General features: G+C 52.0%; 4 protein-coding genes and 1 pseudogene. 4 read left to right on the top strand and 1 reads right to left on the bottom strand.

Translation table 11 applies throughout. The features are described 5' to 3' along the window. From GEI7105_RS39435 to GEI7105_RS0107330, 3 genes and pseudogenes are all read left to right on the top strand, one after another. Positions 1-231 (top strand): annotated as a pseudogene (locus tag GEI7105_RS39435) (IS4 family transposase); the annotation flags it as partial. Positions 232-262: 31 nt separating this feature from the next. Beyond that, positions 263-721, top strand: a complete 459-nt coding sequence (locus GEI7105_RS29535) for a universal stress protein (RefSeq protein WP_017659821.1) — start codon at positions 263-265, stop codon at positions 719-721. A gap of 323 nt (positions 722-1044) precedes the next feature. After that, complete coding sequence (locus GEI7105_RS0107330) at positions 1045-3786, top strand: cation-translocating P-type ATPase (RefSeq protein ID WP_017659820.1); 2742 nt, start codon at positions 1045-1047, stop codon at positions 3784-3786. Positions 3787-4100: 314 nt separating this feature from the next. Here GEI7105_RS0107330 and GEI7105_RS0107325 read toward each other — a convergent pair whose 3' ends face one another. Further along, positions 4101-4862 carry a PEP-CTERM sorting domain-containing protein gene (locus GEI7105_RS0107325; RefSeq protein ID WP_083862338.1) on the bottom strand — a complete coding sequence of 254 codons (762 nt, stop codon included), beginning with the start codon at positions 4860-4862 and terminating at the stop codon, positions 4101-4103. Positions 4863-5369: 507 nt separating this feature from the next. Here GEI7105_RS0107325 and bchH point away from each other — a divergent pair. Then, on the top strand, positions 5370-9101 hold the full coding sequence (bchH, locus tag GEI7105_RS0107320) for a magnesium chelatase subunit H (RefSeq protein ID WP_026097490.1): 3732 nt from the start codon (positions 5370-5372) through the stop codon (positions 9099-9101). The last annotated feature ends 10 nt before the right edge of the window (positions 9102-9111 follow it).

The raw sequence follows: 9111 nt of genomic DNA, 5'->3' as shown, positions 1-9111 counted from the left end.
CAGCGTCTCCTTGAATCTCACGTCCAATCCTATTTAGGTCGTTCAGACCTGACCCCTCAAGGTTTTCCTCATCATAGTGTTTTTTCCCTCGGATTATCCGGTTATGCTTGGAGTCAATCCCTGCTGCTCTGGAGAGATTGGATGTTGGCGCTCATGGCGTTGAAGCCTCACAAATCTCTCCATTTTCAACGAGGGCTAGAGGCTCTATCCCTTGTGAGGCAGGGGGTCTAGCTATGTTGTCACCCTCTCAGCCGATAAAGACGTGTTCGATCGCGCCCTGTCGATCGCCGAACCTCACACCGCAGAGGTTAAATTCGTTCATTTTCTCAACGAACCAGTTATCACCCCGACACCCACCCCCTTGGGAACCGGAATCGGGGCGGGATGGTATTCCCCCGTATCGACAGAACTTCCCCAAATGGAACGCCCCGAATACCAAGACCAACTCGAGGAAGTTAGATCCTGGTTGAAGCGATACGAAGAAGAAGCTCGGTTGCGGGGCGTTCGAGCGCACTGCGAGTCCAACATCGGCGAACCGGGGTTTTGGATTTGCGAACTAGCTAAAGAATGGAACGCCGACCTCATCGTCGTCGGACGACGCGGCCGTAAAGGATTAGCTGAAGTGGTGTTAGGAAGCGTCAGTAACTACGTTCTGCACAACGCGCCCTGTTCGGTGTTGACCGTGCAATCGGAAACCGTTGACACTGAAGAGGAGAGTTAGATCCTTCGACAAGCGATCGCGCGAGTAGGCGTTTTTCAGGGAAGAGTTAAGAGTGTAGAGTGAAGAGTTAAAAGGAGTTCCCGCTCTACACTCTTCCCTTTGCACTCTTCACCGAGAAACGCGTACCTTACTGAAACTTCAAAAATACACTCGATCGAGCGAATCGAGTTGGGTGTTGAATCGAGTAGTTTTTAGTACTTTTTGTATTAAATGTCAAGCAAAATATACAGAAATTTATAATAAAAGAGTCTCTAAACGTCCAAAATTCGATCCCATAAAATAAGATCGTTCGATTGACGAAATAAACCGTTGCTAAAAGTGGTATGTCAAACATTCAACCGCCGTTAAACAGCCAAAAAGCTAGCTTAAAACCTATTGCTGACGTTTTGTCCGAACTCTCAGTTAAAGACGATCGCGGACTGAACGCATCCGAAATCAGAAAACGTCAAAAACGCTATGGCTTAAACCGCCTCAAAGAAACCCGAGGTCGCAGCACCTGGAATATTTTTCTCGACCAGTTCAAAAGTCCAATTATCGCGCTGCTGAGCGTGGCGGCAGTGTTGTCGTTTTTATTCCAAGAATGGATCGAAGGCATTGCCATCCTTATCGCCATTTTACTCAACGCCTCCATTGGATTTTTTACCGAAATGCAAGCGGTGAAGTCCATGGAATCTCTCAAACAACTGAGTAAAACCAAAGCCAAAGTACGTCGCGACGGAGATGCTTGCGAAATTGCTGCCGAACACCTCGTTCCTGGCGATATTATCCTGCTCGAAGGTGGCGACATCGTGTCAGCGGACTTGCGGGTTCTCGAAGCCTCCAAAATGCAAGTGGACGAATCAGCGTTAACGGGGGAATCCGTTCCCGTCAGCAAAACCGCCGAGGTGTTAGACGAAGAAACCAACATCGCCGATCGCAAAAATATCCTGTTTCGCGGCACTGCCCTCACCCGAGGATCGGGAGAAGGAGTGGTTGTCGCCACGGGAACGAACACCGAACTCGGACGTATTTCCGAACTCACCGCCTCGGCCGAAGAAGAAATCACCCCCCTCGAAAAACGCCTCGACAAACTCGGCCGCAGCCTGATTTGGCTGACGTTAGCGATTTCGGCGTTGGTGGCGGTGGCGGGAATCATCGGCGGAAAAGACCTGTTTCTGACCATCGAAACCGCGATCGCCCTCGCCGTGGCCGCCGTTCCCGAAGGCTTACCCATCGTCGCGACAGTGGCGTTAGCCAGGGGAATGTGGCGCATGGCGAAACGCAACGCCTTAATTAACCGCCTCTCCGCCGTCGAAACCCTAGGGGCGACGAACATTATCTGTACCGACAAAACCGGAACCCTCACCGAAAACCGCATGACCGTCGCGCAATTGGTTCTCGAGTCGGGAACGGTCGAGATTACGGGAGAGGGACTGTCTACCGACGGGAAGTTTCGACGGGACGGCGAACCTTACGATCCCCAAGAAGACGAAACCCTACGCCAACTCTTAGAAGTGGGGGTTCTGTGTAACAACGCCGCCCTCGCAGAAAACCCCGAGACCGACGAAAGTACCGCCGTCGGCGATCCGATGGAAATCGCTTTGCTGGTCGCCGGTGCTAAAGCAGACCTTCACCAAAAACCTCTCGTCGATCGATACCCGGAAATTCGAGAAGTGGCCTTCGACAGCGAAACGAAGATGATGGCCACGATTCACGAGAGCGACGACGGGTATTTCGTGGCGGTCAAAGGCGCTCCCGAATCCGTGCTATCTGTCTGCTCTCAGGTGGCGACCCCCGAGGGTGTCGTGGCGTGGGAGGGCGATCGACGCCAAACCTGGAACGATCGCTGTACGGAGATGGCGAAAGACGGATTGCGCTTGCTGGCCTTCGCCTGTAAAACCGTCGGCGATGAAGAGGCGAACCCTTACGAAAATTTGACCTTATTAGGGGTGTGCGGGCTTCTCGACCCCCCGCGTCAGGACGCGAAAGTCGCCGTCGCCCACTGTCACGATGCTGGAATTCGCGTCATTATGGTGACGGGCGACCAACCGATTACCGCCCGCAACGTAGGGCTTGCGGTGGGGTTGACGACAGAACGGGAAACCGAGGCCAAACTCGGGAAAGAACTGCAACCACTCGAACAGCTTTCGGACAAAGACCGCGATCGCCTGCGTCAAATTCCCATTTTCGCTCGCGTCAGTCCCGAACAAAAACTCAACCTTATCGCCCTGCATCAAAACAACAACGACGTGGTCGCGATGACAGGGGACGGGGTCAACGACGCCCCCGCGTTGAAAAAAGCTGACATCGGCGTGGCGATGGGGAAACGGGGAACACAGGTCGCCTGCGAAGCGGCGGATATGGTATTGCAAGACGATGCTTTCGCCACCATTATTGCGGCGATCGAACAGGGACGGGCGATTTTCGGCAACATTCGCAAGTTTACGATTTACCTGCTCTCGGGCAATACTGGGGAAATCGTGGCCGTGGCGATCGCCGCGTTGATTAACGCCCCGCTTCCGCTGTTACCGTTGCAAATTCTGTTTCTCAACGCCGTCAACGATGTGTTTCCCGCCTTAGCGTTGGGGGTCGGAGAGGGAAGTCCCCATTTAATGCAGCAACCGCCGCGAGACAGCCAGGAACCAATTTTAGCCAAACGCCACTGGCGTTCGATCGCCAGTTACGGGGTTCTCATCGGCGTAACTGTGTTAGCCGTGTTTTGGCTGTGTTTGGGGCCGTTGAACTGGCCGCAAGACTTGGCGGTTACGGTGTCGTTTTTGAGTTTAGCGTTCGGGCGGTTGTGGCACGTTTTTAATATGCGCGATCGCAACTCTCCCCTGTTCCGCAACGAAATCGTGCAGAATCCCTACGTGTGGGGTGCGTTACTCATCTGTACCGGACTGCTGCTGACCTCGGTATATCTCCCCGGTTTGGCGGACGTGCTGCAAGTCGTGCGTCCCGGTGTCGAGGGTTGGGGGTTAATTTTGGCGGCGAGCGTGTTACCGCTCGTTATCGGACAAATCGCGATCGAGCTTCAGAAAGCTGGATTTCAGCGATGGTTGAGGGGTCGATCGCTGACAGACTAGGCGAAAAACGGATCGAAAAACGGATCGAAAAACGGTCTGAAAACAAGCATTCCCAGCGTGAGGCTGGGAACGCGATCGAAGATGCACCAAATTTGATTGACTTACGGGGTACTAACCATCGTCGCGCTCGTCCTGACGCTTACACAGACCCATCGAAGCCGCGATGAATCCCAGAGCGATCGTCCTTCACACCCGCGACGGCCTTCTCTCTTACACGGTTTCTGCATCTGACAGTAAAGTGTTCGTCAAACAACCGTCGTAGCACCGGGTTGTCAAACGCTAAAGTTACAGGTACGGACTCATCAAACAGCTAATTAGCTGGCTTGACGATAGCGAAAGCGTTTGAACGTAGCTCCGACGAGCGTTAAGCCCAAAACCGCAGACGGTTCGGGAATTTCTGTGGGTTGCGGTGTCGATTGGGGCGTCGGAATGGGAATCGGAACGCTCGGAGATGACGCAAACATCTTTGTACTTCCTTGTCGATTGGCTCCCACGCTTTGTATGCGGACGCCGAATTTTTGATTGGCAAAGTTCTCAACCGACAGAGTATCCGTTAAATGCTTGACGATAAACGATGTTGCTTGGAAGTCGTCTCGTCCACCCTTGAGACCCTGGCTGCCAATTTCAAGAGCGACATTGAAGCCATCAGACGGGGCGGTTGCGTTGGGATACTGACTCGAATCGACACCACCATTGAGAGCCGCCTTATCTGCTTTGATGAGATTTCCCGACCTACTCGTGAAAATGTCGTTACTTCCAATGCTGTAGAAGTTGTCGTTGTCGATGTCAGAGAATGGGTTAGCGTTCGCTGTGATGTCTAAGTTGCTGACGAGCGAAGAATCATTGACATCGAAAAATATACCGCGTAAATCGGCAATATTTACCGTTTTATCGACTTTGAAGTCAAATTGAACACTGCCGTTGTCAAGATCGGTTAACCAAACATCGACTTTGGCGTCACTCCCTGTAAACGGAGAGACGGAAAAGTTCAAGGAGCCTGCTTGAGCGGAAGTCGCCGCCAAGATAGCAACCGGTGATAGGGCGGCGCCTAATATCAGTTTTAAGTATTGCTGCATTACTTTCCTCAGCCTAGACAGAAAATACCTCTTCTGCCTCTAGTGTAAACACAATCTTTTAAGGAGACTGACAACTTTCTGTAAAGTTTCGGAATAAATATGTGAATTTTTGGTGTGCTGGGACATATCGAATACCGAACCCAATCACTGTAGTTTCTGATTTGCTTGGATTATACGGTATATTACCTATTTTTGGGTAGACTGCTTTCATGCGACCCGACAACAATATATTCACTGTAAATATACTTGCAAAACAATCATTTTACAAAAAAAATACGTATTTTTTCGGATGGATCTTCAATAGAAACTCGGAAGTTTTTTGAGAGAGGCAACAATCTCTATTGCAATATCCTCATCGACCGTCCACAACCGAAGATATAGAGCGACTGTCTTAAAAATTCGACACCAGAGGAACCCCTGGCGATCGCCCCTTGCGTGAAACTGCCCTCACTTCCCCTCAACCTCGCTACAATCAAAGTACCGAGAGCCGTTGGAGACGCTGGGATTATGGCACGCATCGTCCTGATTGCTGGATTTGAGTCGTTCAACGCGGACTTGTATCGTAAAGCGGCGGAATTGGCGCGATCGCGATGTCCCGAACTCGAGATTCTCACCTTTAGCGATCGCGACCTCAGCCACCAACCGAACCGCGTCGCCGCCGCCTTAGACGGGGCTGATGTCTTCTTCGCCAGCCTCATCTTCGACTACGACAGCGTTCTTTGGCTGCGAGAACGAGTCCGAGATATCCCCGTTCGCCTCGTGTTCGAGTCGGCGTTGGAACTGATGAGTTTGACGCAACTCGGGGCGTTCAGTATCGGCGAAAAACCCAAAGGAATGCCCAAACCCGTTCAATTTATCCTCAGCAAGTTTTCCAGCGGACGGGAAGAAGACAAACTCGCCGGATATCTCAGTTTTCTCAAAGTCGGGCCGAAACTCCTCAAATTCGTTCCCGTCAAGAAGGTGCAAGACCTCCGCAACTGGCTCATCGTTTACAGTTATTGGAACGCGGGCGGAACGGAAAACGTCGCGGCCATGTTCTGGACGCTGGGGGAAAAATACCTCGGCCTGTCTGTCGGCGAGATTCCCGAACCCATCGAAACTCCCAACATGGGGCTGCTACATCCCGATTACGACGGTTACTTCACCTCGCCGAACGCCTATTTGCAGTGGTATCGGCGTCGAGGAGGGGGAGAGGGGGAGAGGGGGAGAGAGGGAGACGTGTCTCCGGTTATTGGAATTCTGCTGTATCGCAAGCACGTCGTCACGAAACAGCCCTACATCCACAAACTGATTCGTTACTTTGAAAACGCGGGACTGACGCCGCTTCCCATTTTCATTAACGGCGTGGAAGGTCACGTCGCCGTTAGAGATTGGATGACGACGGCTTACGAAACCCAGCAACGCCAACGGGGAGAAAAGGCGTCGCTGTCTCTGTCGGACGAGGCGGTGGAAGTGGACGCGATCGTCTCGACGATTGGATTTCCCCTCGTTGGCGGTCCGGCGGGTTCGATGGAAGCGGGGCGACAGGTGGAAGTAGCCAAACGCATTCTCTCGGCGAAAAACGTTCCATATATCATCGCCGCACCGCTGTTAATTCAAGATATTTATTCGTGGACGAGACAGGGAATCGGTGGGTTGCAGAGTGTGGTGTTGTACGCCTTACCGGAACTCGACGGGGCGATCGATACGGTTCCCCTCGGCGGTTTGGTGGGTGAAGAAATTTACTTAATTCCCGAACGGGTGCAACGGCTCATCGGACGGGTGAAAGGCTGGATTGCGTTGCGAAATACGCCCCCAGTACAGCGCAAAATTGCCGTGATTCTCTATGGTTTCCCGCCGGGATACGGAGCGGTGGGAACGGCGGCGTTGTTGAACGTGGGGCGATCGCTCGTTCAGGTTCTCCAGGCGTTGAAAGAGCAAGGGTACGATGTGGGAGAAATTCCCGAAGACGGCGAGGAACTGATTCGCCGAGTCAAGGAAGCCGACGAAGCCAATCCCCTGGAAAAAGAGATTACGACCGTCAACGCTAAAACTCTCGATCGCTGGTTGGGATATCTCCTGACTCACCGCATCGAAAAACAGTGGAAATCCCTCACGGGAACGGGAATCAAAACATACAGCGACGAGTTTGCGATCGGTGGCGTACAGTTAGGAAACGTCTGGATTGGCGTGCAACCGCCGTTAGGCTTATCTGGCGACCCCATGCGGTTGATGTTCGAGCGGGATATGACACCGCACCCGCAATATACGGCGTTTTATAAGTGGTTGCAAAATAAATATCAACCTCATGCGATCGTTCATTTTGGAATGCACGGAACGGTGGAATGGTTGCCCGGTTCTCCCTTGGGAAATACGGGCTATTCTTGGTCGGATATTTTACTCGGGAATATTCCCAACCTCTACATTTACGCCGCCAACAATCCCTCGGAATCCATGTTAGCCAAACGTCGCGGTTACGGCGTGTTGATTTCTCACAACGTCCCACCCTACGGACGGGCGGGGCTTTATAAGGAACTCGCCTCGCTGCGAGAGTTAATTGGAGAATACCGAGAAGATCCGCAAAAAAACACCGCCTTAAAAGAAGTCATTTGTCAAAAAATTGTCGATAGCGGACTCAGTGCAGACTGTCCGTTAGAAGAGGCACAAAAACTCGGCATTTCCTTCACGCTGGAAAATTCAAGATTGTTTAGTAACGAGGTTTTAAACCCATATTTTATCAAAATTTACGAGTATTTGCAAGTGGTCGAACAGCGTTTGTTTTCCTCGGGATTGCACGTTTTAGGAAAAGAGCCGGAACCTGAAGAACTCGAGTCTTATCTCAAAGCTTATTTTGAAGATCGACTGCCTCCAGAGTTGATTTCTGCCGTGGTATTTCAGGATACAAATATTTTAAATACAGACCAAAACGGGCAATCTGAGTCATTAAAAGAAGCTAGAATGATTCGAGAATTATTGTCGCAAACTCCAGAAGAAATCACGAACCTTTTGCGAGGATTGAACGGCGAATATATTCCTCCAGCACCGGGCGGAGATCTGTTACGAGACGGAATCGGCGTGTTACCCACCGGGCGAAACATTCACGCTCTCGATCCCTATCGAATGCCTTCGCCAGCGGCGACGTTGCGGGGTCGAGAAATCGCCCAGAAACTGATCGAACAGCATCTCGAAGAACAGGGTAACTATCCCGAAACCGTGGCAGTAATGTTGTGGGGATTGGATGCTATTAAAACCCGAGGAGAATCGATCGCCATTTTATTAGAACTCGTGGGCGCCGAACCCGTGAAAGAGGGAACCGGGCGCATCGTTCGTTACGAGTTGAAACCCCTCGACGCGATCGGACATCCGCGTATCGACGTTTTGGGAAACCTATCGGGGATTTTCCGCGATAGCTTTGCCAATATCATCGAGTTGTTAGACGACTTGTTCGTGCGGGCGGCGCAAGCAGACGAGGAGATTTCTCAGAACTTCATTCGCAAACACGCTTTAGAATTGAAAGATCGGGGAGTTGAGAATACCTCGGCGCGTTTGTTTTCCAACCCAGCGGGGGATTTCGGGTCGTTAGTCAACGATCGCATCGTCGATAGTAACTGGGAATCCGAGGAGGAATTGGGCGATACCTGGCGCGATCGCAACAGTTACAGTTACGGACGCCAGGACAACGGCCAAGCCCGTCCTGAAGTTCTCGACACCCTGTTAAAATCCACGGGGCGCGTGGTGCAAGAAATCGATTCGGTCGAATATGGCTTGACGGACATTCAGGAGTACTACGCCAACACGGGGGGCTTGAAAAAAGCCGCCGAGATGAAATCGGGGGCGAAAGTCGCCACGAACGTCGTCGAGAGTTTTTCTAAAGACACCACCCCACGCAAGTTAGACGAAGTGTTGCGGTTGGAGTATCGCTCGAAACTGCTCAATCCCAAATGGGCCAACGCCATGGCCGACCAAGGTTCGGGGGGAGCGTACGAGATTTCCCAACGCATGACGGCGTTGATGGGTTGGGCGGGAACGGCGGATTTTCGCGAAGGCTGGGTGTACGACCAAGCTTCTGATACCTACGCCTTAGATGCAGAGATGGCGGCTAAGTTGCGGAAAGCCAACCCGGAAGCGTTTCGCAACATTGTCGGGCGGATGCTGGAAGCTCACGGGCGGGGATTTTGGCATCCCGACGAAGAAAAGTTAGAAAAATTGCGGGAACTCTACGACCTTTCGGACGCGGAGATCGAAGGAATTGAGGTTTGAGGGCGACGGT

This window comes from Baaleninema simplex PCC 7105 (assembly GCF_000332355.1).
GTDB lineage: Bacteria > Cyanobacteriota > Cyanobacteriia > Cyanobacteriales > Geitlerinemataceae > Baaleninema > Baaleninema simplex.
Note: the sequence above shows the minus strand (reverse complement) of the source record. Positions and strands in the feature narration are given on the sequence as shown.

What these genes read in the sequence shown, in the direction of transcription:
- GEI7105_RS0107330 (WP_017659820.1), top strand. Translation starts at nt 1,045, where the DNA reads ATGTCAAACATTCAACCGCCGTTAAACAGCCAAAAAGCTAGCTTAAAA.
- bchH (WP_026097490.1), top strand. Translation starts at nt 5,370, where the DNA reads ATGGCACGCATCGTCCTGATTGCTGGATTTGAGTCGTTCAACGCGGAC.
- GEI7105_RS0107325 (WP_083862338.1), bottom strand. Translation starts at nt 4,862, where the DNA reads ATGCAGCAATACTTAAAACTGATATTAGGCGCCGCCCTATCACCGGTT.